Source organism: Erwinia sp. 009765445, assembly GCF_058137865.1.
The window spans coordinates 57564-81456 of record NZ_JBYUWC010000001.1 but is presented as its reverse complement, the minus strand read 5'-3'; the positions used below and the strand labels follow the sequence as shown (position 1 = coordinate 81456).

The window sequence follows — 23893 nt, the reverse complement described above, 5'->3', positions numbered from 1 at the left end:
ACCCGGTTAACGGGGGTCGCTGATGGTTTTGAGCACATTGGCAATGATAAAAACTGGAGTAGGATCACTATGACCAACATCACGAAAAAAAGCCTGATTGCACTGGGCGTTCTGACTGCACTTGCAGGCAATATGGCCGTGGCGGCAACGGTTCCGGCTGGCGTTGAGCTGGCACCTAAACAGGAACTGGTTAAAGGCAACGGCGACGAAGTTCAGTCACTTGACCCGCACAAAATTGAAGGCGTGCCGGAATCCAACGTCAGTCGTGATCTGCTGGAAGGACTGGTGATCAGTGATACTCAGGGCCACCCGGTCCCGGGCGTGGCTGAAAGCTGGGAAAACAAAGACGGCAAAGTCTGGACCTTCCACCTGCGTAACACGGCTAAATGGTCCAACGGCGAGCCTGTCACTGCTCAGGACTTCGTGTATAGCTGGCAGCGTCTGGCTGACCCGAAAACGGCCTCCCCTTACGCCAGCTATCTGCAATATGGTCATCTGGAAAATATTGACGACATCATCGCCGGTAAAAAAACAGCTGATACACTCGGCGTGAAAGCACTGGATGCTCACACTTTGCAGGTGACCCTGAGTGAATCCGTGCCTTACTTCTACAAACTGCTGATCCACCCGTCCATGTCTCCGGTTTACAAGCCAGCGATCGATAAATTCGGCGAGAAGTGGACCCAGCCGGAAAACTGGGTGGGCAACGGGGCCTTTAAACTGCAGACCCACGTGATTAACGAGCGTATCGTGCTGGTGCGTAACCCGGATTACTGGGACAACGCCAACACCAAGCTGGATAAAGTGACCTTCCTGCCAATTTCTTCTGAAGTGAGCGATGTTAACCGCTACTTCAGTAACGACGGCAGCGACATGACTTACAACAACATGCCAATCGAGCTGTTTAAAAAGCTGCAGCGCGATAACCCGAAAGAGCTGCATGTTGACCCGTACCTGTGTACTTATTACTACGAAATCAACAACCAAAAAGCGCCATTCACCGATCCTCGCGTCCGTGCCGCGCTGAAGCTGGGCCTGGACCGTGACATCATGGTCAACAAAGTGCTGGCTCAGGGGCAGCTGCCTGCCTGGAGCTACACACCGCCAGCTACCGACGGTGCCGAGCTGATCAAACCTGAGTGGTTCAACTGGTCACAGGATAAACGTAACGAAGAAGCGAAAAAACTGCTGGCCGAAGCAGGTTACACGGCGGACAAACCGCTGACCTTCGAACTGCTGTACAACACTTCCGACCTGCATAAAAAGCTGGCGATTGCGGCCTCTTCAATCTGGAAGAAAAACCTCGGCGTGAACATCAAGCTGAACAACCAGGAGTGGAAAACTTTCCTGGATACCCGTCATCAGGGTAACTTCGATGTTTCCCGCGCAGCCTGGTGTGCGGACTATAACGAGCCAACCTCGTTCCTGAATACTATGCTCTCTAACAGCAGCAACAACACTTCTCACTATAAATCGGCAGAGTTCGATAAGGTGATGGCGGATGCGGCTCAGGCCAGTGATGAGAAAGCCCGTAGCCAGCTGTACGCAAAAGCTGAGCAGGTTCTGGATAAAGACTCGGTTATCGTGCCTGTCTATTACTACGTGAACGCCCGCCTGGTGAAAACCTACGTTGGTGGCTACACCGGTAAAGACGCCCTCGACAACGTGTATGACAAAAATCTGTATATCATCAAACATTAATGGCAAAAATGGGGGGAAGGGCGACCTTCCCTCAGCGTGTCTATTTTAAGCAGTGCTGAGGCACAAGCCAGCAGGTACGGGCAATGTTAAAGTTTATTTTACGTCGTTTTCTGGAAGCGATTCCGACGTTACTCATTCTGATTACTATCTCCTTCTTTATGATGCGTCTTGCACCTGGGAGTCCTTTTACCGGTGAGCGTACGCTGTCGCCAGAAGTGATGGCGAATATCGAAGCCAAATACCATCTGAACGATCCGATCTGGAAACAGTACACCGACTATCTGGTGCAGCTGGCCCACGGTGATTTCGGACCGTCGTTCAAATACAAAGACTATTCGGTTAACTATCTGGTCGGCCATGCTTTCCCGGTTTCCGCCAAACTCGGCCTGGCCGCCTTTATTCTGGCGATCATCATTGGGGTGTCGGCAGGGGTGATTGCGGCCCTTAAACAGAACAGCAAATGGGATTTCGTGGTGATGGGTGTGGCGATGACCGGGGTGGTGATCCCCAGCTTCGTGGTCGCACCGCTGCTGGTGCTGATCTTCGCGATTGCCCTGAAATGGCTGCCGGGTGGCGGCTGGAACGGCGGTGAGGTGAAATACATGATCCTGCCAATGGTGGCGCTGTCGCTGGCCTATATCGCCAGTATCGCGCGTATAACCCGTGGCTCGATGATTGAAGTGCTGCACTCCAACTTTATCCGCACCGCGCGGGCGAAAGGGTTGCCAATGCACCGCATTGTCCTGCGCCACGCGCTGAAGCCTGCGATGCTGCCAGTGATGTCTTATCTTGGTCCGGCCTTCGTCGGCATTATCACCGGCTCGATGGTGATTGAAACCATCTACGGATTGCCGGGTATCGGCCAGCTGTTCGTTAACGGCGCGCTGAACCGCGACTACTCGCTGGTGCTGAGCCTGACCATTCTGGTGGGCGTGCTGACCATTCTTTTCAATGCGATCGTTGACGTGCTGTATGCGGTTATCGATCCGAAAATTCGTTACTGATCCGGAGCTCGCCATGATGTTGAGTAAAAAAAATAGCGAAGCTCTCGATGCCTTCAGTGAAAAGCTGGAGGTCGAAGGCCGCAGTTTGTGGCAGGACGCCCGTCGTCGCTTTATCCATAACCGCGCCGCGCTGGGCAGCCTGATTGTGCTGGTTGTGATTGCACTGTTTGTGATCTTCGCCCCGATGCTCTCCTCGTTTACCTATGACGATACTGACTGGGGTATGATGTCTGCCGCTCCGGACATGGCTTCAAAACACTACTTCGGTACCGATTCATCAGGTCGTGACCTGCTGGTGCGCGTGGCGATTGGTGGCCGTATCTCGCTGATGGTGGGGATTGCTTCTGCGCTGGTGGCGGTGCTGGTGGGCACGCTGTATGGCTCGCTGGCCGGTTACCTGGGCGGTAAAACAGACTCGGTGATGATGCGCCTGCTGGAGATCCTCAACTCCTTCCCGTTTATGTTCTTTGTGATCCTGCTGGTGACCTTCTTTGGCCGTAATATTTTGCTGATCTTCGTCGCTATCGGGCTGGTTTCCTGGCTGGATATGGCGCGTATCGTCCGTGGCCAGACGCTGAGCCTCAAGCGCAAAGAGTTTATTGAAGCGGCCCACGTTGGTGGCGTTTCCACCGCCAGTATTGTGCTGCGGCATATCGTGCCGAACGTCCTCGGCGTGGTTGTGGTGTATGCCTCGCTGCTGGTGCCAAGCATGATCCTGTTCGAATCCTTCCTCAGCTTCCTTGGGCTGGGTACGCAGGAGCCGCTGAGCAGCTGGGGTGCTTTGCTCAGCGATGGTGCTAACTCAATGGAGGTGTCGCCGTGGCTGCTGCTGTTCCCGGCGGGATTCCTGGTGGTTACGCTGTTCTGTTTCAACTTTATCGGCGATGGCCTGCGTGATGCCCTCGACCCGAAAGATCGTTAAGGAGTTTCCCGATGAGCGTAACTGAACTGCAGCCAGCAATGGCTAAACAAGCGGGAAGCGAACGTCTGCTGGACGTGAAGGATCTGCGGGTAACCTTTGGCACGCCGGATGGTGATGTCCCGGCGGTAAACGACCTGAACTTCAGCCTGCGTGCCGGTGAAACCCTGGGCATTGTGGGTGAGTCAGGTTCCGGTAAGTCGCAGATGGCATTTGCCCTGATGGGCCTGCTGGCCAGCAATGGCCGCATTGGCGGCTCTGCGCTGTTTAACGGTAAAGAGATCCTCAACCTGCCGGAGAAGCAGCTTAACAGCCTGCGTGCCGAGCAGATTGCAATGATTTTCCAGGATCCAATGACTTCACTGAACCCATATATGCGCGTTGGCGAGCAGCTGATGGAAGTGCTGAAGTTGCACAAAGGCATAACCAGTGCCCAGGCTTTTGAAGAGTCGGTGCGGATGCTGGACGCGGTAAAAATGCCGGAAGCCCGCAAGCGCATGAAAATGTACCCGCACGAGTTTTCCGGTGGGATGCGTCAGCGCGTGATGATTGCTATGGCGCTGCTGTGCCGGCCAAAGTTGCTGATTGCCGATGAGCCAACCACCGCGCTGGACGTTACGGTCCAGGCACAAATCATGACGTTGCTGAACGATCTGAAAAGAGAGTTCAACACCGCGATCATCATGATCACCCACGATTTAGGCGTCGTAGCCGGAATTTGTGACCAGGTGCTGGTGATGTATGCCGGAAGAACCATGGAATACGGCAAGGCGCGTGATGTGTTTTATCAACCGACTCATCCGTATTCGATTGGCCTGCTTAACGCGGTGCCGCGTCTGGATGCTGAAGGGGAATCCCTGACCACCATTCCGGGCAATCCGCCAAACCTGCTGCGCCTGCCGCAAGGCTGCCCGTTCCAGCCACGCTGTCCGCACGCGATGGAAATCTGTTCCACTGCACCACCGCTGACGCCGTTTGGTGAAGGTCGTCTGCGTGCCTGCTTCAAACCCGCGGAGGAACTGGTATGAGTGCGGTAGCTGAAAAGAAAGTCCTGTTAGAAATTGCCGACCTGAAGGTACATTTCGACATTAAAGATGGCCGTCAGTGGTTCTGGCAGCCGCCAAAGACTCTGAAAGCGGTAGATGGCGTCAGCCTGCGTCTTTATGAAGGGGAGACGCTTGGCGTGGTGGGTGAGTCCGGTTGTGGCAAATCTACGCTGGCCCGCGCCATTATCGGCCTGGTGAAGGCGACCGAAGGGCGTGTGGCCTGGCTGGGACGCGATCTGCTGGGGCAGAGTGAGGAAGAGTGGCGCAAGGCGCGTAGCGATATCCAGATGATTTTTCAGGATCCACTGGCTTCGCTTAACCCACGCATGACCATCGGGGACATCATCGCCGAGCCGCTGCGCACCTATCATCCTGAGATGGCGCGGCAGGAAGTGAAGGAGCGGGTGAAAACGATGATGATGAAGGTGGGCTTATTGCCTAACCTGATTAACCGTTATCCTCACGAGTTCTCCGGTGGCCAGTGCCAGCGTATTGGTATCGCCCGCGCGCTGATCCTTGAACCAAAGTTGATTATCTGTGATGAGCCAGTTTCGGCGCTGGATGTGTCAATTCAGGCGCAGGTGGTGAATTTGCTGCAGAAGCTGCAGCGAGAGATGGGGCTGTCACTGATCTTCATCGCCCACGACCTGGCGGTGGTGAAGCACATCTCCGATCGCGTGCTGGTGATGTATCTGGGCCATGCGGTGGAGCTGGGAACCTACAATGAGGTTTATCAGAATCCGCAGCATCCTTATACGCGCGCGCTGATGTCAGCTGTGCCCATTCCCGATCCGGATCTGGAGAAGAATAAGGTTATCCAGCTGCTGGAAGGAGAACTGCCTTCGCCAATTAATCCGCCGTCAGGCTGCGTGTTCCGCACCCGCTGTCCGATTGCCGGGCCGGAGTGTGCCAAAACACGTCCGCTGCTGGAAGGCAGCTTCCGTCATGCCGTCTCCTGCCTGAAAGTGGACCCGCTGTAAGGTGATTTTCGCTGAAGTCTGAGGCGTGGGGAACACCGGTCGGGAAAGCGTCTCGCGCCATGGACGGCGCGAGTCGGGCTGCCATAAATGGCGTTGTTTGCCTGTTTATGAGTGGCCTTCATCACGCAGCCGCTGATTTACTCAAACGTTACTCGTGCCACAAAATATGGCACAGCTTGTGGTCTTTCTCACGGCACAGCAGTACGCGGGCAAACACGTCCGTAATCGGATCGCCATCCACTTCACCCAGCCCAATCACCACTTCGGAGAAGAAGTCCGGGTTCAGGTCAAAATCAACATGCTCAGCCCAGTCTTCTGAAGGATCAAACAGCTCTGCGCCGCCGCGTTCTTCAAACTGAAGATTGAACAGAATGATATCGGCCGGGTCGAGGTTGTCACCTGCCAGCTCCAGAAAAATATCGTAAGCCTGTTCCAGGGTTTCATCTTCGGTAAGGCGGTTATTTAAATCCATAACATTTCCCATAATGCCCGTCGGGCGCTGTGCAATTCCGCTCGTTTTACAGCAACGGACTGAAGAAGTAAAACAGTCGTTCGACAATCCGCTGCCAGTAAGCACGCCGGGACCAGCGTTTGCCATCTACCAGCCGCGAGCGGGCGATATAATCGTCCTGAACGCGGGCCAGGTCGTCGCCGAAACCGTCATCATCAATCACCAGCGTGATCTCAAAATTCAGCCACAGGCTGCGCATATCCAGGTTCACCGTGCCGACCAGGCTCAGCTGCCCATCGACCAGCACGCTTTTGGTATGCAGCAGACCGTCTTCAAACTGGTAAATTTTAACCCCGGCTTCCAGCAGTTCAGCGAAGAACGCACGGCTTGCCCAGCCAACCAGCATTGAATCATTGCGGCGCGGCACAATGATGCTGACGTCGACACCACGCAGTGCAGCGGTGCAGATGGCGTGCAGCAGGTCATCGCTGGGGACAAAGTAGGGCGTTGTCATGATCAGCTGTTCGCGCGCGGAATAGACTGCGGTCAGCAGAGCCTGATGGATCAGGTCTTCCGGGAAGCCTGGGCCGGAAGCAATCACCTGAATGGTATGGCCGCTTTCCTGCTCGAAAGGCATCACGTTGCCATCCGGCGGCGGCGGCAGAATGCGCTTGCCGGTTTCAATCTCCCAGTCGCAGGAGTAGATAATCCCCATGGTGGTGGCAACCGGGCCTTCCATACGCGCCATTAAATCCACCCACTGGCCGACGCCCGCATCCTGTTTAAAATAGCGCGGGTCAACAAGGTTCATGCTGCCGGTGTAAGCAATATAGTTATCGATTAAAACCACTTTGCGGTGCTGGCGCAGGTCCATGCGGCGCAGAAACACGCGCAGCAGGCTGACTTTAAGTGACTCTACCACGTCGATCCCGGCATTGCGCATCATCGCGGCCCACGGGCTGCGGAAAAACTGTACGCTTCCGGCTGAATCCAGCATTAAGCGGCAATGCACGCCGCGCCTTGCTGCGGCCATCAACGATTCCGCCACCTCATCCGCCAGTCCGCCCGGCTGCCAGATATAGAACACCATCTCAATATTATGACGCGCCAGCTGAATATCGCGGATTAACGCCTGCATAGTGTCTTCAGTTGAGGTCAGCAGCTGCAACTGATTGCCTTTCACACCCGCCACGCCCTGACGGTTCTCGCACAGCTGAAACAGGGAGCGGGCAACGTCGCTGTTGTCCCCGGCAAAAATCTGGTGACAGGATTTTAAATCGTTCAGCCATTTAGCCGTGGAGGGCCACATGGTGCGCGCGCGCTCCGCCCGCCGCTTCCCCAGATGCAGTTCTCCAAAGGAGAGATAGGCTATGATCCCGACAAGCGGCAGGATATAGATAATCAGCAGCCAGGCCATGGCGGAAGGGACGGCACGGCGTTTCATTAAAATACGCAGCGTCACACCCGCGATCAGCAGCCAGTAGCCAAAAATCAGCAGCCAGCTGAGTACAGTATAAAAAGTCGACATGTCAGTGGAAATCCCGTTCGCGCTTGAATACAGGGAGTTTACGTGCAGATGACAGCATGCGAAACCTTTTCCGGTTTAAAGTCATCGGACCTGGCATGAGAACAGAAAGGTTTATACTGCTGCGCGAGTTTTTTGACCTCAGAGGGTAAAATGAGACGGAGCAGAAATGAAGTCGCACGCTGGCGTATGTCGCGTCAGATCCAGCGTCGTCGGGCACGCTGGCTGGAGGGGCAGTCAAGACGTTATGGTCGTATGCACGCCATCCGTCATCAGGTAAACCAGCAGCAGCGACGTTCTGTTCTGTTTATCAATCAGCTGTTCTGACCTGCCTGAGTGGGCACTTTTCCCTGTGCATTTACCGCACAGGGAAAGCAAACTTGCGGTTAAAACACCCGTTTGAAGGGCTTGACTGCAACCTGCTTATAAACTCCGGCGGCAATATAAGGGTCATCCTGCGCCCATGATTGCGCCTCTTCCAGCGACGCGAACTCGGCAATCACCGTTGAGCCGCTGAAACCAGCCACGCCCGGGTCATTGCTGTCCACGGCGGGCATCGGTCCGGCCACAATCAACCGGCCTTCGTCCTGCAACAGCTGCAGACGTGCGAGATGGGCAGGGCGCACGGCGGTACGCTTTTCCAGTGAATCAGCATTATCTTCTGCGTAAATTACGTAGAGCACGTTTACAACTCCTGTCGGGTCAGTAAGATTCGGCGATCACGTTAAGTCATCGTTCACCTTTCTGCAAACGAAAGATAGTCGCGGCCTGATTACGGTCAGTTTCGGGCACTTTTCTGACGAAATCACGCTGCCAGCGCGGCTGGGTTATTGAAACTGATTGCTATTTGCATTTAAACTTACGTTTCAATACTTACAGCAGAAAGATTATGACGACGCTGACAGAAAATTCTTTACCCCGCCGTATATCGCTGCCGATGTTGTTCTCTGTGGGACTGCACGCGGTAGTGATTGGGGGAATACTTTATGCTTCTTTTCACCAGGTAGTCGAAGTGCCGAAAGCGTCTCAGCCCATCAGCGTCTCGATGGTTGCGCCTGAAGTGCAGCCAGAGCCTCAGCCCGCTCCTCAGCCTGCTCCAGAACCTGTTGCAGAGCCTGAACCCGAACCCGTTCCGAAGCCGGAGCCGGAGCCGGAGCCGGAGCCGCCCAAACCTGAGCCAGTGCCCATTCCAAAACCCGTGCCTAAGCCCAAGCCAAAGCCGGTAAAAAAAGAAGTGGTGAAGCCGAAGAAAGAGGTGAAACCCCGCACGGAGCCGCGTCAGGCATCGCCGTTTAATGAAGACAAGATGGCGACCGCGCCTAAGCCGTCTACTGCACCCAAAACCTCACCAGCGCCTTCTGCTGTGGCCTCAACGGGGCCGAAAGCTATCAGCGTGGGCAAACCGGGTTATCCGGCCCGTGCCTTTGCACTGCGGATGGAAGGGCGAGTGCGGGTTCAGTTTGACGTGGACAGTTCAGGTCAGGTCGACAACATCCGCATTCTCTCTGCCGAGCCGCGGAATATGTTTGAGCGTGAAGTAAAACTGGCTATGAAGAAGTGGCGATATGAAGCCGGTAAGCCGGGCAAAGGCCTGACCATGAACATCGTCTTCAAAATTGACGGTGGCACCAGCATCGAATAAAGAAAAAGCCGGAAAATCCGGCTTTTTTTTCAGTTCTGCACATCCGGCTGGAAATGCATCTTATCGGCGGGCAGCTCGCGGGATTTGCCTTCATTATCCACCGCGACATAGATAAACACCGCTTCGGTGGTGCAATAGCGCTGGCCGATTGGCTCGGAAGAGACTTTCTTGATCCACACTTCGATATTAATAGTGATCGAACTTTTCCCGGTACGAATGCAGCGGGCATGACAGCTCACCACATCTCCCACCGCGACCGGTTTGAGGAAGGTCATGCCGTCCGCACGCACGGTGACCACACGTCCTCCGGCAATCTCCTTGGCCAGAATTGCTCCGCCCATATCCATCTGTGACATCAGCCAGCCGCCAAAAATATCCCCGTTGGCGTTGGTATCCGCAGGCATGGCCAGCGTCCGCAGCACCATTTCGCCCTGCGGGAGTCTGTTTTTATCGTCGTTCATTGCTTGCTTCCAGATAATGGGAGGGTGGCCCGACTGATGCCGGGCTCTGAGGTTTATTTTTCTTCTTGTGGCATCAGGCGGTAGATATACAGGCCGCTGATGAGGGTAAAGAGCAGGGTCAGGCCGGTCAGGCCGAACACTTTAAAATTAACCCAAAATTCCTGAGATAACCAAAAAGCGACGTAAATATTTGCTATCCCGCAGGCGAAGAAAAACAGCGCCCAGGCCACATTCAGCTTACGCCAGGCAAATTCCGGCAGCTTCAGCTCTTTCCCCAGCATGGTCTGGATCAGCGGCTGCTTCATCCAGAACTGGCTGAACAGCAGCGCCAGCCCGAACAGGGAGTAGATCACCGTGACTTTCCATTTGATGAACTCATCGTTATGGAACACCAGCGTCAGGGTGCCGAACACCGCGACCAGCACGAAGGTGAAGATGGTCATTTTTTCTACTTTGCGGAACATTATCCAGCTGGCAACCAGCGCCAGAGCGGTGGCGACAATCAGCGCACCAGAGGCGACAAAGATGTCGTACAGTTTGTAAAAGATGAAAAAGACCACGAGCGGGAGGAAATCAAGTAACTGCTTCATAAAGGCTTCCAAATACCAGACTGGGGCAAAACATCACGTTATCATTGCGTGCCCCGCAGGGCACGCAATCACCATTAACGTAACAGCATATACAGGCGATAAAGATAGATAATCAGTATGGCCGAAATAAGGTTACTCAGGGCGTTCAGCACCACTGACGCGACGTTGGCTGGCAGCACGGTCAGCGAGGATGCCAGCAGCAATACGGCAATTTTTGCCAGCAGCCAGACGGCCACGCCAGGGGCAACGATCTTCATCTGGCTCCACACCAGACGCATGCTGCTGCGCATGGCCGCGAAGATGCTGATCTTTTCGGTAGCGAGGATTATCGGTGCCAGCGCCAGCACGATAGCGAGGATCACGCCAGGCACGACCAGCACCATAAAGCCCAGTTGCACCACCAGAGTCATGATAAACACCAACAGCAGCAGGCGAGGCAGCATCGGCGCAGAAGCCCCAATCGCCCGAAGCGCGCTGATGCGCTGTCCGGCAGAGACCATCGGGATCAGGCTCAGCATGGCACCCAGCAGCAGGGTATTCCCCACCAGAGAAGCTAAGGTTCCGGCTGCAGAAGCACGTAACAGGATACGCTGCTGGTCAGGTGACATATTCTGCACCATCTCCAGCAGGCTCATGCGCGAGCCGCTGTCGCCTTCCGTCAGAAGGGAGAGCTGATCGGCGCCTGGCGTCAGCGCGTGGCCGATCAGGACGGTGATAAATGAGGTCAGTAGCGAAATCAGCACGATGGTAATCAGCTGATGGCGAAAAAAGTTCCCCGTGTCACGGTATAACGAACCTGCCGTGAAAGACATGTACACTCCTTGAAAAGCCGGTATTAGCGATCCGGCGATTGTACATGGTCTGGCGGCAACCTGGCACCCTGACTTACATAACTTTCAATTAAAGAAGGCATTATCGGCTCAAACCGTTGCGGCAGACCCTGGCGCGCTCTGGCAGGTTAGAGACTCCATTAAGCAAAACGTCTTCACCAGGATGATTGTAGAAATTGATCCAAATCAAATCATTGTTTTTTAAGGAGAATGAAAGAAATGATTTGCATGACCTTTCTGCAAATAAAGGTAAAGATGGCGCAGATAACAGTAAGCAATTGCGTAAAAACGCTTAATGACATGCAAAGGAGTGGTTATGAAATTAACAGCATTGGCTCTGGCGGTAGTGACTCTGCTGCCGGCGGTCGCTTCAGCCCATCAGGCTGGCGATTTTTTCATGCGTGCAGGTACTGCAACCGTCCGTCCAACCGGTGGCTCTGACAATGTGCTGGGGCTGGGTGAGTTCAACGTCGACAACAATACTCAGCTGGGCCTGACTTTTACCTATATGGCGACCGATAACATCGGTATTGAGCTGCTGGGAGCCACGCCATTTCGCCATAAAGTGGGTCTGGAGGCGACCGGTACACTGGCTACCGTGCACCAGCTGCCACCTACACTGATGGCTCAGTGGTACTTTATGGGTAATACCAGCAAATGGCAGCCTTACGCCGGTATCGGTGTTAACTACACCATGTTCTATGACAACGATTTCAACCAGACCGGGCGTGATGCCGGGTTAAGCAATCTGAGCGTAAAAAATTCCTGGGGTGTGGCAGGTCAGCTCGGTCTGGATTATCAGCTGACGCCGGACTGGATGCTCAATGCCTCCCTGTGGTACATGAATATCAAAACCAAAGTCGGCTTTGACTCTCCGGCGGGTCATCAGAGTATCGACACGAATATCAACCCGTTTGTGTTCTTCTTCGGGGCAGGTTATCGCTTCTGACCGCCTTCAGCGGGCGTAAAAAAAGCCGCCTCAGGGCGGCTTTTTACATGGTGCAGCAACTTACTTTATCTGCATGTTATTAGTCACCGAGGTGACGCCTTTCACACTGCGGGTAATGGTAACGGCACGGTTAGCCATCTGCGGTGAGCTGACAAACCCACTCAGCTGTACGCGGCCTTTAAAGGTTTCCACGTTGATTTCAGTCGATTTCAGCGAATCATCTTTCAACAGCTCGCCTTTGACTTTAGTGGTGATCACCGTGTCATCAAGATAGCCGCCGGTGCCTTCTTTGGTTGCTGTCGGCGCACAGGCGCTGACCGAAACAGCCACTACTGCCGCAATAACCATGCCGGTCAGGATTTTCATCAACTTCATTGTCATTCTCCCTGTCATTCTCGATTGGCCTTCGCCGTGATTACAGAATCGCTCTGTAAAAGAAGCTTAGTCCTGAGCGGAAAATTCGCAATCGGATAAGGCCATAAAGAGTGGGAAAATAATGCCTTACCGTGAGAGGTAAGGCACTGAGCAAGGGGATTAGCGCGTGGCGGCTTTTAGACCGGAGACGAAAGCCTTCAGTTCAGCCAGCATAACCGGAGGATTGGCGTGATTTTTCTCGATGATTTTCACGATGGCAGAACCGGATATGGCACCGGCAGCGCCGGCCGCCAGCGCTTCTTGCACCTGGCCTGGCTCAGAAATGCCAAAGCCCTGTACCGACGGCGCGGCATTATATTCGGTCAGTTTAGTCACCAGGTGCTGTAACGACAGGCTTTCACCACGGGTTTCAGAGCCGGTGACGCCAGCGCGCGAGAGCAGGTAGGTATAACCGCGACCATGTGAAGCGATCTCACGCAGCAGATCATCATCAGCATTCGGCGGGCAGATGAAGATAGGCGCGATGTTGTGACGCATCGCTGACTGGCGGAACGGCGCTGACTCTTCAACCGGCACATCCGCAACCAGCACGGAATCGACACCGGCCTGCTGGCAGCGGCTATAGAAGTTATCAATGCCGTTGGAGAAGACCAGGTTGGCATACATCAGCAGGCCAATCGGGATCTCCGGGTATTTCTGTCGAATGGCGGTCAGCATCTCAAAACACTGTGACGGTGTCACGCCTGCTGCAAATGCACGCAGGGTGGCATTCTGGATGGTCGGGCCGTCGGCCAGCGGGTCAGAGAAGGGAATACCCAGCTCCAGCGCGTCGGCACCGCCTTCAACCAGCGCATCAATAATCTGCAGCGACAGCTCAGGTGTGGGATCGCCCAGCGTGACGAATGGCACGAATGCGCCTTCTTTGCGTGCTTTCAGGCGTGTAAAAAGCCGATCGTAACGTTCCATCAGATTTCTCCCTTAGCGGTCAGAATGTCGTGAACGGTGAAAATGTCTTTATCGCCGCGGCCGGAAAGGTTAACCACCAGAAGCTGCTCTTTTTCTGGTGCTTCGCGCATCATTTTCAGCGCATGAGCCAGTGCGTGCGACGATTCCAGCGCCGGGATAATCCCTTCGCTGCGGCACAGCATTTTGAAGGCATCAAGGGCTTCATCATCGGTAATCGACACATAGTCAGCACGACCGGTACTGTTCAGATAAGCGTGCTGCGGTCCCACTGACGGGAAGTCCAGACCGGCCGAGATAGAGTAGGACTCTTCGATCTGCCCGTCGTCGGTCTGCATCATTGGGGCTTTCATGCCAAAGTAGATCCCCACGCGACCGTGCTTCAGTGGCGCGCCGTGTTCCCCACTTTCAATGCCGTGACCGGCAGGTTCAACGCCAATCAGACCAACAGACGTTTCATCGATAAAGTCGGCGAACATGCCGATAGCATTGGAGCCACCGCCGACACAGGCAATGACCGCATCCGGCAGGCGGCCTTCGCGTTCCTGAATCTGCACTTTAGTCTCTTCGCCAATCATCCGCTGGAATTCACGTACGATGGTCGGGAAAGGGTGTGGGCCGGCTGCAGTACCCAGCATGTAATGGGCGTTGTCATAGCTGCCAGACCAGTCACGCAGCGCTTCGTTACAGGCATCTTTCAGCGTGGATGAGCCACTGTGCACCGGGATCACTTCCGCGCCCATCAGCTTCATTCTGAAGACGTTAGGCGACTGGCGCTCAATGTCTTTCGCGCCCATATAGATGCGGCACTTCAGTCCCAGCAGCGCGCTGGCCAGAGCGGAGGCCACACCGTGCTGCCCGGCGCCGGTTTCGGCAATGATTTCGGTTTTGCCCATGCGCTTAGCCAGCAGGGCCTGACCCAGCACCTGGTTTGTTTTGTGCGCACCCCCGTGCAGCAGATCTTCACGCTTCAGGTAGAGACGGGTTTTAGTGCCTTTGGTCAGGTTCTTACACAATGTCAGGGCTGTCGGGCGACCGGCATAGTTTTTCAGCAGGTCAGTAAACTCGGCCTGAAACTTCGGATCGCGCTGAGCGCTGACAAAGGCTTCTTCCAGCTGGCGCAGGGCTGGCATCAGGATTTGTGGCACATACATGCCGCCAAATTCGCCGAAATAGGGGTTCAGTAAGGTCATATCGCTTCTCTTTTCGCTAACGGAACCGCAGGCGGCTCCGGACGGTCAGTACGCCTTCAGCGTTTGAAAGACTGAGGCAATCTTCGAGGCATCTTTGATTCCGGGCGCGCTTTCCACGCCGGAATTGAAATCTAAACCGGCACAGCCCAGCTGAGCGGCTTCAACACAGTTATCCGCTCCCAGTCCGCCAGCCAGCAGGACGTTGTCCAGCTGCTGGCCGCTGAGCAGGCTCCAGTCAAAGCGTTTGCCGCTGCCGCCGTTTCCGTTATCAAATACATAGCGGTCAACGTGCGGCCAGTCGCGGGCTGGCAGGGCATCTTTAATGCTGAAGGCTTTCCAGATTTTCACCTCTGCGGGCAGCAGGCTGCGCAGTTCGGCCACAAAAGCCTGATCTTCGTCGCCATGCAGTTGAACGACCTGCAGATTAAGCGCCTGAGCCGTCGTGACAATGTCACTGATGGCGTTATTGCGGAATACACCAACATATTTCAGCGCTGCAGCAGCCTGGACCGTTCTGGCTTGTTCAATGCTCACTTTGCGTGGAGAGCCTTCGGCAAAGATAAGGCCGCCGTAAATGGCACCGGCTTCAAGTGCGCTAAGCGCATCTTCCGCTCGGGAAAGGCCACAGACTTTATTATCGCCGATAATCACACGACGCACCGCGGCTGCGAGGTCAGCTTCTGACATCAGCGCTGAGCCAATCAGGAAGCCGTTGGCAAAGTGGCTCAGCTCACGTACCTGCGCATAACTGTTAATGCCGGATTCGCTGATCACCGTTACCCCATGGGATACTTTCGGGGCCAGGCGGCGGGTACGGTCCAGATCGATGGACAGGTCGCGCAGATCGCGGTTATTAATCCCAATCACTTTTGCGCCCAGTGCGGTGGCACGCTCCAGCTCTTCATCGCTGATCACTTCAGTCAGCACGCCCATATTCAGGCTGTGCGCCACGGCGGACAGCTGGCGATACTGCTCATCATTCAGCACGGAAAGCATCAGCAGGATCGCATCGGCCTGGCAGAAACGCGCCAGGTAGATCTGATAAGGATCAATGATAAAATCTTTGCACAGCACTGGCTGAGTAATCGCCGCGCTGACTATGGGAAGAAAATCAAAGCTTCCCTGGAAATATTTCTCGTCGGTCAGCACAGAAACTGCCGAAGCGTAATGCCGGTAAACGCCCGCGATAGTCGCCGGATCAAAATCTTCCCGAATCAGCCCCTTTGAAGGCGAAGCTTTCTTACATTCAAGAATAAACACGGTCCTGGCACCCTGCAGCGCGTGATAAAAGCTGCGGGTGGACGGTGCGATCTCGTTTTGGAAAGTCGACAGCGGCTGTTGCTGCTGGCGTTCTGTCAGCCAGATGGCTTTGTCCTGAACAATTTTGTTAAGTACGGTTTCCTGCATGATTATCCTCTTGCTGCCAGTGCGACAACTTGCTCGTAAGCCTGACCACTGCGGATGACGCTCAGCGCCGTCCGGGCATTTTCCCGTAAATCTTCATTGCCGAAAATCTTCAGCAGCAGCGCCACGTTAGCCGCAACGGCCTCCTCGTGCGCGCGCTCGCCTTTACCCTGGAGTAATCGTGTCAGAATGTCACGGTTTTCTTCAGGTGTGCCGCCCGCCAGCGCCTCCTGCGGGTGGAAACTCAGGCCGAAGTCTTCCGGCGTCAGCTGGTAGCTGGTGATCTCGCCTTCACGCAGTTCTGCCACGTGGGTTTTAGCGTGCAGGGCAACCTCATCCATCCCGCCGCCGTGGACCACCGCCGCACGCTGGTAGCCCAGCATTTTCAGCGTTTTTGCCACTGGCAGCACCAGTTCAGGGCTGTAAACGCCAATCACTGCCAGAGGAGGGCGCGCCGGGTTGATCAGCGGGCCGAGTACGTTAAACAGTGTGCGGGTCTTCAACTGCTGGCGTACCGGCATGGCATGACGAAAGCCGGTGTGGTACTGGGGCGCGAACAGGAAGCAGACGTTGAGATCGTCCAGTGCCTGGCGAGCTTTTTCTGCTGGCAGATCCAGACTGATGCCAAACGCCGCCAGCAGATCGGAAGAACCGGATTTGCTGGAAACGCTGCGGTTGCCGTGCTTGGCCACTTTCAGACCACAGGCAGACGCCACAAAGGCGCTGGCGGTGGAGATATTAATGCTGTTGCTGCCGTCACCGCCGGTCCCGACGATATCCGCGAAGGCGTAGTCAGGACGCGGGAAAGGTTTGGCATCTTCCAGCAGCGCCGTGGCAGCACCGGCAATCTCTTCCGGGCGCTCACCGCGAACTTTCATCGCAATCAGCGCGGCAGCAAGCTGGGTCGGCGCCAGCTGACCGGTTATGATTGCCGAGAACAGCTGATGGCTTTCCGCCTGGGTCAGGGTCTGAGCCTGATAAAGTTTTTCCAGAATCTCGTTCATCGGGGTCTCCTTATTACGCCAGCGCCCAGGCGAGTGTTTGTTCCAGAAGGCGTGCGCCCTGGGTGGTCAGAATGGATTCCGGATGGAACTGGAATCCGCAGACGCGATCGGCATCGTGACGGACAGCCATTACCATGCCGTTAAAAGTAGCGTTGACGATCAGTTCTGCCGGGACATTGCTGCCCACCAGAGAGTGATAACGCGCCACCGGCAGCGGGTTGCTCAGCCCGGCAAACATGCCCAGATCATCATGGGTAATGCCTGAGGCTTTACCGTGCAGGATTTCACCAGCCTGCCCCACGTGGCCGCCGTAGGTTTCCACAATCGCCTGATGGCCCAGACAGATACCGATAATCGGCAGACGGCCGCGCAGGCGCTGCAGCAGTTCCGGCATGCAGCCTGCTTCAGAAGGGGCTCCCGGACCTGGTGACAGCATCAGCACCGGATTTTCCATGTTCTGCAGGCGGTCGATTAACGTTTCTGCCGGTACATTGTTACGGTAAATCACCACGTTATGGCCAAACGCACGTAACTGGTCAACCAGGTTATAGGTAAAGGAGTCAATGTTGTCGAGCAGCAGAATATCAGCCATCAGAAAATCTCCTTGCAGTGATGGGCCGTGGCGATAGCGCGAAGAACGGCGCGGGCTTTATTACGGCTCTCATCCGCTTCCGCTTGCGGAACAGAATCCAGCACCACACCAGCCCCGGCCTGAACGGTAGCGACACCGTCTTCAACGTAAGCTGAACGAATAACGATACAGGTATCCAAATCGCCGCTGGCCGTGAAGTAGCCCACCGCGCCGCCGTAGCTGCCGCGACGGGTGCCTTCGGCTCCGGCAATCAGCTGCATGGCGCGAACTTTCGGCGCACCGCTCAGCGTGCCCATGTTCATGCAGGCGCTGTAAGCGTGCAGCACGTCCAGATCTTCACGCAGCTGGCCGACCACGCGGGATACCAGGTGCATCACAAAGGAGTAGCGGTCAACTTTGGTCAGGTCAGCAACGTAGCGGCTGCCCGATGTGCAGATGCGTGCCAGATCGTTACGTGCCAGGTCAACCAGCATCAGGTGCTCGGCCAGTTCTTTATGGTCGGTGCGCATTTCCAGTTCAATGCGGCTGTCCAGATCGCGGTCCAGAGAACCGTCGGCATGGCGTCCGCGCGGACGGGTACCGGCAATTGGGTAGATCTCAATCTGGCGGCTGGCGGCATCATACTTCAGTGAGCTTTCCGGTGAGGCACCGAACAGGCTGAAGTCCTGATCCTGCATAAAGAACATATACGGGCTTGGGTTGCTGTTTTTCAGCGTGTCATAAGCTGCCAGCGGAGAAGGGCAAGGCAGTGAGAAACGGCGTGACGGCACCACCTGGAAAATTTCGCCAACGCGGATGGCTTCCTGCAGCTCACGAACCACGTTGCAGTACTCTTCATCGCTCTGGTTGCAGCTCAGCGTCATTTTTTCAACCGGCTGGACCGGGAGTGGATGAGCGGGCTGCAGCATCTGCGCATGGAGCTGTTCTATACGGCTCTGCAGGCGTAAAAATTCGCCCGGCGTGGAGGTAAACAGGCTGGCCTGCAGGCGGGCTGTCTGGCTCTGGTGGTCAATGACCAGCAGCGTTTCAGCCAGATAGAAACAGTAGTCCGGGCAGCGTTGGTCGTTGTTCAGCTCTGGCAGGTTCTCAAACCCGGCCACCAGGTCATAAGCAAACAGGCCGCCGAGCAGCATAGCTTCGCGCTCTTCTTCAGGGCTGTTAACCAGATGCGGGATCAGACGCAGCGCATCAAAAACGGATATCGACTTCAGCCGTGAATCTTCATCCTGCACTTCTGTGTTGGCCGGAAAGGTCAGCTCACGGCCATCGGGGCGGACGGTGCTGATCACGCTTGCAGGCAATGCGACATCCAGCAGGGGCAGGATCGCGCGGCCATTCTCTGACAGCGCCTGCACGGTAACGGTATTTCCCAGTGCTTTAATGCGCAGAGCACTGTCGACAATCAGCAGGCTTTTCAGATTACGCTTGCTGTCAATGTCAGCGGATTCGAGCAACAGCGTGGCCGGGCGGGCACCACACAGCTGATGAAAAACGGCGGCCGGATCCTCGCGGTAAGGTGCGTTGCCGGTAATCAACTTCACTGTAGGTTTGGCATTTTGCATGAGGTCAGTTCTCTGAAATTTGCTTAAAAAAAAGCCCGCGTTAGGCGGGCTTGGGTATCTGCACAACGTCTGGTTGCGTGCATGACTCCTTCGCCCGTTCAGGGAGAAGTGCGCCACCAACCAGTCATCATTAAATGTGTCATAGTCATGATTCAGATACCCTTGCATGTGAACTTGCGTACTAGTTAACTGGTTCGCCGCCAAAAAGTCAATACTCTTTTTCCTCCGGAGCGAAATCCCGGTATCATGCTGCGACATTTATCCGCCGATGCCGGAGCAGTTTTGACAGATCCAACCCCGTTAGATCCCTGGCCCGTATACGATCTCCACAGTCACACCCGCGCCTCTGATGGCTTACTTACCCCGGAAGAATTGGTGCTGCGCGCGGTCGAGCATCGCGTGGGCGTGCTGGCTATCACCGATCACGATACCGTGGATGGCATTCCGTCCGCGCGTGAGGCGATTGCGAGGCATCAGCTCCCTTTGCAGCTGATCGCCGGGGTGGAAGTCTCTTCTCTGTGGGAAAATCATGAGATTCACATTGTTGGTCTGGGTGTGGCCACTGAGCATCCGGAGCTGACCGCTTTTTTGAAGGAACAGACTGACCGGCGACTGGCGCGTGCAGAGTTAATCGCAGAACGGCTGGAAAAAGCCCATATTCCAGGCAGCCTGGCAGGCGCGATGGCGCTGGCTGAGGGCGGGGCGATCACCCGGGGGCATTTCGCCCGCTTCCTGATCGCTCAGGGCAAAGCTGACAACATGGCGCAGGTGTTTAAAAACTACCTCGCCAGAGGCAAAACCGGTTATGCCCCGCCACAGTGGTGTACAATTAAACAAGCCATTGATGCCATTCATCATTCTGGTGGACGTGCGGTACTGGCCCATCCGGGCCGTTACGGCCTGTCGGCAAAATGGCTGAAGCGTTTGATCGCCCACTTCAGTGAGGAGGGCGGCGACGCAATGGAAGTGGCACAGTGTCAGCAGGCGCCCAATGAGCGTACCCAGCTGGCGCGCTATGCGCAGGACTACCAGCTGGCTGCGTCGCAGGGTTCTGACTTCCATCAGCCCTGTCCGTGGATCGAGTTGGGAAAAAAATTATGGCTGCCGGGTGGCGTTGAGGCCGTCTGGCTGCGCTTCCCGGAAATTGCACAAGTTTGATCCGCCCGCTGCGCGGCAAACAAGAGGTTTGTTATGAGTCAATTTTTTTATATTCACCCGGAAAACCCGCAGCCACGCCTGATCAAGCAGGCGGTAGAGTTGCTGCATAAAGGCAGTGTTATTGTCTACCCAACGGATTCTGGCTACGCGCTGGGCTGCAAGCTGGAAGACAAGAATGCTATGGAGCGCATCTGTCGCATCAGGCAGCTGGATGGCAATCACAACTTTACGCTGATGTGTCGGGATCTGTCGGAGCTGTCTACTTATGCTCATGTGGACAATACGGCTTTCCGGCTGATTAAAAATAACACGCCGGGCAACTATACCTTCATCCTGAAAGCCACCAAGGAAGTGCCACGCCGTCTGATGAGCGAAAAGAGGAAAACCATAGGCTTGCGCGTGCCGTCGAATCCGATTGCGTTGGCGCTGCTTGAAGCGCTGAATGAGCCACTGATGTCGACTTCGCTGATGCTGCCGGGCAATGATTTTACGGAATCCGATCCGGAGGCTATTCAGGACACCATTGGTAAGCTGGTGGATTTGATCATCCACGGTGGCTATCTGGGGCAGCACCCAACAACGGTGATCGACCTGACTGAAAACAGCCCGGTGGTGGTCAGGGAAGGGATGGGGGATGTGCAACCTTTCCTGTAAATAAAAACGCCCGCCAGAGAACATTATTCTGGCGGCCGCTAAATAAATATAAGATGCATTTAAATCTCATTTAATCGGGCGTGTTAATTATTTTATTAAGAAGTTGACTTAGTCAGCTACTCTTAAAATCCTGACAGGGAATGTAGTCAGAGACATCCTTAACAGGAACTGCTGAATTGTGTTTTCTCACCTGGCGGTTATAGCCGACTATCACGCCGCCGATGGTGTCATCATGATTATAAATCGCACCGCCTGACATTCCTTCTACCGCGCCAGCGTTTGAAGCGATTGCCACGCACGGGCGCTTATTCCATTCATTACGAATACCAGTAATGGCAAGCTTTACGCCGGAAGATTTCACCGGCATGGCGCACGTATCGCCAAAGCTTGTTAGCGGAGATCTTATTAATCAGCATCCTTTATCTGAAAAATCGTGTAGTATGTGCGGCCACGATTAAGAGGGAACAGCTGCCTGTTCAGACAGGGCTGACCCAGGAAATCTCTACAATACGCCTGGCCCGACTCGTTTCTGGCCTGGCGTGTTGACGTACAGCATGACGCCTGGGAAGGCGACACAGAGGTAGCTCCATGAGCGAAAAATTACAGAAAGTCCTGGCGCGCGCCGGGCACGGTTCCCGCCGTGAGATTGAAACCATGATTTCTGCCGGACGGGTTAGTGTGGACGGCAAGCTGGCCACACTGGGTGACCGTGTTGAGCCGAGCAAAGCTCTGAAAATCCGTATTGATGGCCACCTGGTCTCCGTTGCGGAATCCACAGAAGAAGTCTGCCGCGTGCTGGCTTATTACAAGCCGGAAGGCGAGTTATGTACCCGAAACGATCCGGAAGGTCGCCCAACCGTCTTCGACCGTCTGCCAAAGCTGCGTGGCGCACGCTGGATTGCCGTAGGGCGTCTGGATGTGAACACCTGCGGCCTGCTGCTGTTCACCACTGACGGTGAGCTGGCAAATCGCCTGATGCACCCAAGCCGTGAAGTGGAAAGAGAATATGCGGTTCGCGTCTTCGGCCAGGTTGATAACGATAAGCTGAAGCAACTGAGCCGTGGCGTGCAGCTGGAAGATGGGCCGGCCGCGTTCAAAACGCTGAAGTTCAGCGGCGGTGAAGGTATCAACCAGTGGTACAGCGTGACCCTGACTGAAGGCCGTAACCGCGAAGTGCGTCGGCTGTGGGAGTCCGTGGGTGTGCAGGTCAGCCGACTGATCCGTACCCGCTACGGTGATATCGATCTGCCTAAAGGCTTACCGCGCGGTGGCTATACCGAGCTGGATCTGGCTCCGACTAATTACCTGCGTGAACTGGTTGGTCTGCCACCAGAAACCACCAGTAAAGTGCCGGTCGAGAAAGATCGTCGCCGTACCAAAGCGAATCAGATCCGTCGCGCCGTTAAGCGCCACGCACAGTCAACCGGCAGCCGCCGTCCGGCCAGCAAGCGTTAACAGCACGATAAACGTGAAAAGGGTGAAATATTCACCCTTTTTTTTCGCCTGCAGGATGAGTTATTACCAGTCAATGCCCTGTTGAGCCTGAATGCCTGCATCAAAAGCATGGCGTACCGGACGCATTTCCGTGACGGTATCGGCCATTTCCACCAGATCGCGATGACAGCCGCGGCCGGTGACGATCACACTCTGCAGCAACGGACGACCCGCCAGTGCTTCCAGCACGTCTTCCAGCGGCAGATAGTCAAAACTGACCATATAAGTCAGCTCATCCAGTACCACCAGATCCAGCGTCTCGTCCGTTAACATGCGTTTGGCGTGCTGCCAGACTGCCAGGCAGGCAGCGGTATCCCATTCGCGATTCTGGGTATCCCAGGTGAAACCGGTAGACATCACCTGAAATTCCACGCCGTGCGGCTCCAGCAGATTGCGTTCGCCGTTTGGCCATTCACCTTTGATAAACTGAATCACACCCACCCGTTTCTGGTGGCCGACAGCCCGCGTCGCGGTTCCGAAGGCTGCGGTGGTTTTGCCTTTTCCATTGCCGGTGAACACCATAAGAATACCGCGCGAATCGGTAGCAGCCGCAATACGGGCATCCACCTTTTCCTTCAGCCGCTGCTGGCGTTGCTGGTGACGATCGTCGGCCATTATTCTGCTGCTCCGGGTTTACGGCCCGGCTGGGCATCAAAGCTGATCCCGGTCTTCCTTTTACTGTCGTCGCCCATCAGATAGAGATAGAGCGACATAATATCAGCCGGCGTTTTTAATTTACTGGCGTCTTCCTGCGGGAACGCGCTGGCCCGCATTTTGGTACGGGTGCCGCCAGGATTGATGCAGTTTACCCGCAGGTTATGCGGGCCATACTCTTCGGCCAGCACCTGCATCATGCCTTCGGTGGCAAATTTGGAAACGGAATAGGCTCCCCAACCCGCACGACCCTGACGTCCGACGCTGGAGGTGGTGAACACCAGCGAACCCGAGGCGGATTTCAGCAGCAGCGGTAGCAGAGCCTGAGTCAGGAAGAAAGTGGCATCAATGTTCACCCGCATGACCTGCTGCCAGACCACCGGATCCTGCTGATCCATCGGCACGATTTCGCCCAGTAAACCGGCATTGTGCAGTACACCGTCCAGCAGCGAGACTTTCTCTGCCACTTCGCTGGCCAGCTGATGGCAGCGTTCCGGCGTAGCCGTCTCCAGATCGAGAATAAACCAGTATGGAGTGGGGTTCCCCCTGGCGACAATCTCATCCGCCACAGCCTGTAGTTTTTGCGGATTACGTCCAAGCAGCAGAACCTTAGCGCCATAGCGTGCATAGGTCAGCGCGGCTTCCCGGCCAATCCCGTCGCTGGCTCCGGTGACAAGGATGATACGATCGCTCAGCAAATTGCTTTTCGGTTGATAGTGCACGAAGAAGTCCTCTGGCGGTA

Annotated in this window: 25 protein-coding genes, 1 pseudogene and 1 other annotated feature; of the genes and pseudogenes, 11 read left to right on the top strand and 15 right to left on the bottom strand. The window is 55.3% G+C overall.

What is annotated here, in order from left to right; genetic code table 11:
- Positions 1–69 precede the first annotated feature (69 nt).
- The 5 genes from oppA (at position 70) to oppF (ending at position 5650) form a co-directional block, all read left to right on the top strand.
- Positions 70–1701 carry an oligopeptide ABC transporter substrate-binding protein OppA gene (gene oppA / locus AC3Y5R_RS00340; RefSeq protein WP_489919653.1) on the top strand — a complete coding sequence of 544 codons (1632 nt, stop codon included), beginning with the start codon at positions 70–72 and terminating at the stop codon, positions 1699–1701.
- A gap of 83 nt (positions 1702–1784) precedes the next feature.
- Positions 1785–2705: an oligopeptide ABC transporter permease OppB gene (oppB, locus tag AC3Y5R_RS00335; protein WP_489919652.1), complete on the top strand. Its 921-nt coding sequence runs from the start codon at positions 1785–1787 to the stop codon at positions 2703–2705.
- Between the two features lie 13 nt (positions 2706–2718).
- On the top strand, positions 2719–3627 hold the full coding sequence (gene oppC / locus AC3Y5R_RS00330; RefSeq protein WP_158784929.1) for an oligopeptide ABC transporter permease OppC: 909 nt from the start codon (positions 2719–2721) through the stop codon (positions 3625–3627).
- Between the two features lie 11 nt (positions 3628–3638).
- Entirely contained in the window at positions 3639–4652 is a 1014-nt protein-coding gene (locus AC3Y5R_RS00325) for an ABC transporter ATP-binding protein (RefSeq protein WP_489919651.1), read from the top strand.
- Positions 4649–5650, top strand: coding sequence for a murein tripeptide/oligopeptide ABC transporter ATP binding protein OppF (gene oppF / locus AC3Y5R_RS00320; RefSeq protein ID WP_158784931.1), 1002 nt, complete (start codon positions 4649–4651; stop codon positions 5648–5650). The genes AC3Y5R_RS00325 and oppF overlap by 4 nt, the downstream gene beginning before the upstream one ends.
- A 148-nt stretch (positions 5651–5798) precedes the next feature.
- Here the strand turns inward: oppF and AC3Y5R_RS00315 are convergent, their stop codons facing one another.
- Positions 5799–6122 (bottom strand): HI1450 family dsDNA-mimic protein, encoded by a 324-nt coding sequence (locus AC3Y5R_RS00315; protein ID WP_489919650.1) that lies wholly within the window; start codon positions 6120–6122, stop codon positions 5799–5801.
- 46 nt (positions 6123–6168) lie between these two features.
- Positions 6169–7629, bottom strand: coding sequence for a cardiolipin synthase (gene cls / locus AC3Y5R_RS00310; protein WP_489919649.1), 1461 nt, complete (start codon positions 7627–7629; stop codon positions 6169–6171).
- Positions 7630–7779: 150 nt separating this feature from the next.
- Here cls and AC3Y5R_RS00305 point away from each other — a divergent pair, with 150 nt between their 5' ends.
- A complete protein-coding gene (locus tag AC3Y5R_RS00305) occupies positions 7780–7953 on the top strand; it encodes a YciY family protein (RefSeq protein ID WP_489919648.1) in 174 nt (57 codons plus the stop codon).
- Between the two features lie 59 nt (positions 7954–8012).
- On the opposite strand, the gene AC3Y5R_RS00300 is transcribed toward AC3Y5R_RS00305, so the two are convergent.
- Positions 8013–8309 carry a YciI family protein gene (locus AC3Y5R_RS00300; RefSeq protein WP_158784935.1) on the bottom strand — a complete coding sequence of 99 codons (297 nt, stop codon included), beginning with the start codon at positions 8307–8309 and terminating at the stop codon, positions 8013–8015.
- 206 nt (positions 8310–8515) lie between these two features.
- Between AC3Y5R_RS00300 and tonB the strand changes: the two genes are divergently transcribed.
- On the top strand, positions 8516–9268 hold the full coding sequence (gene tonB, locus AC3Y5R_RS00295) for a TonB system transport protein TonB (protein ID WP_489919647.1): 753 nt from the start codon (positions 8516–8518) through the stop codon (positions 9266–9268).
- Between the two features lie 29 nt (positions 9269–9297).
- Here tonB and yciA read toward each other — a convergent pair whose 3' ends face one another.
- The 3 genes from yciA to AC3Y5R_RS00280 all read right to left on the bottom strand — a co-directional run bounded on the left by yciA (position 9298) and on the right by AC3Y5R_RS00280 (position 11131).
- Complete coding sequence (gene yciA / locus AC3Y5R_RS00290; protein ID WP_158784937.1) at positions 9298–9729, bottom strand: acyl-CoA thioester hydrolase YciA; 432 nt, start codon at positions 9727–9729, stop codon at positions 9298–9300.
- Positions 9730–9782: 53 nt separating this feature from the next.
- Entirely contained in the window at positions 9783–10319 is a 537-nt protein-coding gene (locus tag AC3Y5R_RS00285; protein WP_158784938.1) for a septation protein A, read from the bottom strand.
- 74 nt (positions 10320–10393) lie between these two features.
- A complete protein-coding gene (locus AC3Y5R_RS00280) occupies positions 10394–11131 on the bottom strand; it encodes a YciC family protein (RefSeq protein WP_489919646.1) in 738 nt (245 codons plus the stop codon).
- A gap of 334 nt (positions 11132–11465) precedes the next feature.
- Between AC3Y5R_RS00280 and ompW the strand changes: the two genes are divergently transcribed.
- The gene (gene ompW / locus AC3Y5R_RS00275; RefSeq protein WP_489919645.1) at positions 11466–12098 is read left to right on the top strand and encodes an outer membrane protein OmpW; all 633 of its coding nucleotides are present in this window, start codon (positions 11466–11468) and stop codon (positions 12096–12098) included.
- Between the two features lie 60 nt (positions 12099–12158).
- On the opposite strand, the gene AC3Y5R_RS00270 is transcribed toward ompW, so the two are convergent.
- From AC3Y5R_RS00270 to AC3Y5R_RS00245, 6 genes and pseudogenes are all read right to left on the bottom strand, one after another.
- Positions 12159–12473: a BON domain-containing protein gene (locus AC3Y5R_RS00270; RefSeq protein WP_158784941.1), complete on the bottom strand. Its 315-nt coding sequence runs from the start codon at positions 12471–12473 to the stop codon at positions 12159–12161.
- 159 nt (positions 12474–12632) lie between these two features.
- Positions 12633–13439 carry a tryptophan synthase subunit alpha gene (gene trpA / locus AC3Y5R_RS00265; protein WP_489919644.1) on the bottom strand — a complete coding sequence of 269 codons (807 nt, stop codon included), beginning with the start codon at positions 13437–13439 and terminating at the stop codon, positions 12633–12635.
- Positions 13439–14629 (bottom strand): tryptophan synthase subunit beta, encoded by a 1191-nt coding sequence (gene trpB, locus AC3Y5R_RS00260; RefSeq protein WP_489919643.1) that lies wholly within the window; start codon positions 14627–14629, stop codon positions 13439–13441. Before trpB ends, trpA begins: the two co-directional genes overlap by 1 nt.
- Positions 14630–14674: 45 nt before the next feature.
- Entirely contained in the window at positions 14675–16036 is a 1362-nt protein-coding gene (gene trpCF / locus AC3Y5R_RS00255) for a bifunctional indole-3-glycerol-phosphate synthase TrpC/phosphoribosylanthranilate isomerase TrpF (RefSeq protein ID WP_489919642.1), read from the bottom strand.
- Between the two features lie 2 nt (positions 16037–16038).
- Positions 16039–17629, bottom strand: a pseudogene (gene trpD, locus AC3Y5R_RS00250) (bifunctional anthranilate synthase glutamate amidotransferase component TrpG/anthranilate phosphoribosyltransferase TrpD).
- Entirely contained in the window at positions 17629–19191 is a 1563-nt protein-coding gene (locus AC3Y5R_RS00245) for an anthranilate synthase component 1 (RefSeq protein ID WP_489919641.1), read from the bottom strand. Before AC3Y5R_RS00245 ends, trpD begins: the two are co-directional and overlap by 1 nt.
- 25 nt (positions 19192–19216) lie before the next feature.
- Positions 19217–19316 (bottom strand) — a sequence feature (Trp leader region).
- A 121-nt stretch (positions 19317–19437) separates the two neighbouring features.
- Here AC3Y5R_RS00245 and rnm point away from each other — a divergent pair.
- Positions 19438–20349: an RNase RNM gene (gene rnm / locus AC3Y5R_RS00240; protein ID WP_489919640.1), complete on the top strand. Its 912-nt coding sequence runs from the start codon at positions 19438–19440 to the stop codon at positions 20347–20349.
- Between the two features lie 33 nt (positions 20350–20382).
- Positions 20383–21003 (top strand): L-threonylcarbamoyladenylate synthase, encoded by a 621-nt coding sequence (locus tag AC3Y5R_RS00235; RefSeq protein WP_489919639.1) that lies wholly within the window; start codon positions 20383–20385, stop codon positions 21001–21003.
- A 112-nt stretch (positions 21004–21115) separates the two neighbouring features.
- Here the strand turns inward: AC3Y5R_RS00235 and AC3Y5R_RS00230 are convergent, their stop codons facing one another.
- Complete coding sequence (locus AC3Y5R_RS00230) at positions 21116–21370, bottom strand: hypothetical protein (protein WP_489919638.1); 255 nt, start codon at positions 21368–21370, stop codon at positions 21116–21118.
- A gap of 221 nt (positions 21371–21591) precedes the next feature.
- Here AC3Y5R_RS00230 and rluB point away from each other — a divergent pair, with 221 nt between their 5' ends.
- Entirely contained in the window at positions 21592–22458 is an 867-nt protein-coding gene (gene rluB / locus AC3Y5R_RS00225) for a 23S rRNA pseudouridine(2605) synthase RluB (RefSeq protein ID WP_489919637.1), read from the top strand.
- Positions 22459–22521: 63 nt separating this feature from the next.
- Here the strand turns inward: rluB and cobO are convergent, their stop codons facing one another.
- Both cobO and AC3Y5R_RS00215 read right to left on the bottom strand, forming a co-directional pair.
- Positions 22522–23112 carry a cob(I)yrinic acid a,c-diamide adenosyltransferase gene (cobO, locus tag AC3Y5R_RS00220; RefSeq protein WP_489919636.1) on the bottom strand — a complete coding sequence of 197 codons (591 nt, stop codon included), beginning with the start codon at positions 23110–23112 and terminating at the stop codon, positions 22522–22524.
- Positions 23112–23873, bottom strand: a complete 762-nt coding sequence (locus AC3Y5R_RS00215) for a YciK family oxidoreductase (RefSeq protein ID WP_489919635.1) — start codon at positions 23871–23873, stop codon at positions 23112–23114. Before AC3Y5R_RS00215 ends, cobO begins: the two co-directional genes overlap by 1 nt.
- Between the last annotated feature and the right edge of the window lie 20 nt (positions 23874–23893).

Coding starts and splice junctions, on each gene's coding strand:
- AC3Y5R_RS00285 (WP_158784938.1), bottom strand. CDS start 10,319: ATGAAGCAGTTACTTGATTTCCTCCCGCTCGTGGTCTTTTTCATCTTT.
- AC3Y5R_RS00235 (WP_489919639.1), top strand. CDS start 20,383: ATGAGTCAATTTTTTTATATTCACCCGGAAAACCCGCAGCCACGCCTG.
- AC3Y5R_RS00325 (WP_489919651.1), top strand. CDS start 3,639: ATGAGCGTAACTGAACTGCAGCCAGCAATGGCTAAACAAGCGGGAAGC.
- oppC (WP_158784929.1), top strand. CDS start 2,719: ATGATGTTGAGTAAAAAAAATAGCGAAGCTCTCGATGCCTTCAGTGAA.
- ompW (WP_489919645.1), top strand. CDS start 11,466: ATGAAATTAACAGCATTGGCTCTGGCGGTAGTGACTCTGCTGCCGGCG.
- AC3Y5R_RS00230 (WP_489919638.1), bottom strand. CDS start 21,370: ATGCCGGTGAAATCTTCCGGCGTAAAGCTTGCCATTACTGGTATTCGT.
- AC3Y5R_RS00305 (WP_489919648.1), top strand. CDS start 7,780: ATGAGACGGAGCAGAAATGAAGTCGCACGCTGGCGTATGTCGCGTCAG.
- cls (WP_489919649.1), bottom strand. CDS start 7,629: ATGTCGACTTTTTATACTGTACTCAGCTGGCTGCTGATTTTTGGCTAC.
- trpB (WP_489919643.1), bottom strand. CDS start 14,629: ATGACCTTACTGAACCCCTATTTCGGCGAATTTGGCGGCATGTATGTG.
- tonB (WP_489919647.1), top strand. CDS start 8,516: ATGACGACGCTGACAGAAAATTCTTTACCCCGCCGTATATCGCTGCCG.
- rnm (WP_489919640.1), top strand. CDS start 19,438: ATGCTGCGACATTTATCCGCCGATGCCGGAGCAGTTTTGACAGATCCA.
- yciA (WP_158784937.1), bottom strand. CDS start 9,729: ATGAACGACGATAAAAACAGACTCCCGCAGGGCGAAATGGTGCTGCGG.
- AC3Y5R_RS00245 (WP_489919641.1), bottom strand. CDS start 19,191: ATGCAAAATGCCAAACCTACAGTGAAGTTGATTACCGGCAACGCACCT.
- trpCF (WP_489919642.1), bottom strand. CDS start 16,036: ATGCAGGAAACCGTACTTAACAAAATTGTTCAGGACAAAGCCATCTGG.
- AC3Y5R_RS00270 (WP_158784941.1), bottom strand. CDS start 12,473: ATGAAGTTGATGAAAATCCTGACCGGCATGGTTATTGCGGCAGTAGTG.
- rluB (WP_489919637.1), top strand. CDS start 21,592: ATGAGCGAAAAATTACAGAAAGTCCTGGCGCGCGCCGGGCACGGTTCC.
- cobO (WP_489919636.1), bottom strand. CDS start 23,112: ATGGCCGACGATCGTCACCAGCAACGCCAGCAGCGGCTGAAGGAAAAG.
- oppB (WP_489919652.1), top strand. CDS start 1,785: ATGTTAAAGTTTATTTTACGTCGTTTTCTGGAAGCGATTCCGACGTTA.
- AC3Y5R_RS00280 (WP_489919646.1), bottom strand. CDS start 11,131: ATGTCTTTCACGGCAGGTTCGTTATACCGTGACACGGGGAACTTTTTT.
- oppF (WP_158784931.1), top strand. CDS start 4,649: ATGAGTGCGGTAGCTGAAAAGAAAGTCCTGTTAGAAATTGCCGACCTG.
- AC3Y5R_RS00315 (WP_489919650.1), bottom strand. CDS start 6,122: ATGGATTTAAATAACCGCCTTACCGAAGATGAAACCCTGGAACAGGCT.
- trpA (WP_489919644.1), bottom strand. CDS start 13,439: ATGGAACGTTACGATCGGCTTTTTACACGCCTGAAAGCACGCAAAGAA.
- oppA (WP_489919653.1), top strand. CDS start 70: ATGACCAACATCACGAAAAAAAGCCTGATTGCACTGGGCGTTCTGACT.